Source organism: Oleiphilus sp. HI0061, from assembly GCF_001635675.1.
Genome location: NZ_LWFE01000218.1, coordinates 1 through 1,759 on the forward strand (window position 1 = coordinate 1; position 1,759 = coordinate 1,759).

The 1,759-nt window shown below is 46.8% G+C and carries 2 protein-coding genes; both read right to left on the minus strand.

What is annotated here, in order from left to right:
• Positions 1-130: 130 nt before the first annotated feature.
• Positions 131-1,333: a succinyldiaminopimelate transaminase gene (dapC, locus tag A3735_RS02590; protein WP_068508234.1), complete on the minus strand. Its 1,203-nt coding sequence runs from the start codon at positions 1,331-1,333 to the stop codon at positions 131-133.
• A partial coding sequence (locus A3735_RS02595) for an ACT domain-containing protein (protein ID WP_156499350.1) occupies positions 1,330-1,759 on the minus strand: 430 nt, incomplete at its 5' end. The genes A3735_RS02595 and dapC, both read right to left, overlap by 4 nt.

The following is a 1,759-nucleotide window of genomic DNA, read 5'->3' on the forward strand; positions in this document are numbered from 1 at the left end:
AATTCAAAATCAATATCATGCGATTCCAGCCACGTTAGCGCTTTCTTCATGGTATCGCAGGCTTTAATTCCGTAGATTTTTACTGTACTCATTGTTTTACCTTGTACGAAAGTTGTTTGTGGAAAGAGCGTTAAAGAGATTCAACGAATTCACGAATTCGAGTTGCCGCTTCGATGCACTCTTCTTCACTGGCAACTAAGGCCATTCTGATTCTATTTTTACCCGGATTTAGACCCTTGACGGTACGAGACAAATAGCTGCCCGGAAGCACGGTGACATGCTTTTGTTGATATAGCTTTTGAGCAAACTCTTCATCCGATATCGGTGTCTCTGGCCAAAGGTAGAAGCTCGCATCACTTTGCTTGATGTTCAGTACCGGGCTTAAAATTTCAAGAACTGCCTCGAACTTTCGTTTGTAGGCTTTACGGTTCTCTTGTACGTGAGCTTCATCGTTCCAGGCTTCAATGCTTGCTAACTGGTGTTGAATCGGCATTGCGCAGCCGTGATAAGTTCGGTATTTCAAGAAGCCTTTTAACAAGTCTGCATCACCTGCAACAAATCCTGAGCGTAGGCCGGGCAGGTTTGAGCGCTTTGACAAGCTATGAAAGACAATACAACGCTTATAATCATCTCTTCCTATTTCGGCGCAGACCTCTAGCAAACCAGTCGGAGCTTGGTCTTCATCGCAATAGATCTCCGAATAGCATTCGTCCGATGCAATAATGAAGTCATGCTTGTCGGCTAGTTTTATGAGCTTTTTAAGCGTTTCAGCGGGCGTGACAGCGCCTGTCGGGTTGCCCGGAGAGCACATGAATAGAATCTGGCAGCGGTCCCAAGTGCTATCGGCGACTGAGTCGTAGTCGGGAATGAACTGGGTATGCTCTAGTGTAGGAAGTAATTCAAGCTCAGCCCCTGCAAGATAGCTAGCGCCCTCATAGATCTGATAAAAAGGATTAGGGCTCAGCACTAAAGCTTGATTACTGGCTTCTCTATCGATGACCGCCTGAGTAAAAGAAAAAATTGCCTCTCGTGTGCCGTTTACCGGAAGAATATTATCTTCGCTGCAAAGAGTGCCGGGCTTTAGATTAAAGCGTTGTGTCGCCCAGTTTGTCATGCTCTTTCGAAACTCAGGTAACCCTTTTGTGCTTGGGTATATTGCGACTTTGCCTAGGTTATTGGTGATGCTGTCGAGCACAAACTGCGGAGAAGGGTGCTTCGGTTCACCAATAGACAAGGGAATAGCTGAATAATCTGCTGATGGTGTTACTTGCCCGAGCAGTGCTTTAAGCTTTTCAAAGGGATAGGGCTGAAGTTTATTCAAGTCTGGGTTCATGAGGTTATTTCTACCTGCTCATCTAGAAGTGTACATATGTCGTGCTGTAAGGCCTCGCAAATCATTGCGTCACTAAGCGGTTGACCGTCTGTGTCGGTAATGAAGAAAACGTCTTCTACTCGCTCGCCCAAGGTGGCAATACGTGCATTGATCAATGATAAATTATGCTTTAGAAGTGCCTGACCAATCCGTGCGAGTAGGCCTGGACGGTCAGGCGTTACAACCTCCATCACGGTACGCTGATTAATCATGTCATTGCTGAAAGTCACTTCCGTCGGGAAGGCAAAATGCTTCAGTTGGCGCGGCGTGCGGCGGCTGATTATCTCGGGGTAGTCTTCCGGGTCGTCGAGCTCTTCTATCAAGCGTGAGCGAACTTGCTCTTTTCGTTCTACATCGTTTGCTAAGGGCATGTTGTGCGCATCGGTA

Excerpts from the sequence above, each read along its gene's own strand:
- dapC (WP_068508234.1), bottom strand. The coding sequence starts at position 1,333 with ATGAACCCAGACTTGAATAAACTTCAGCCCTATCCCTTTGAAAAGCTT.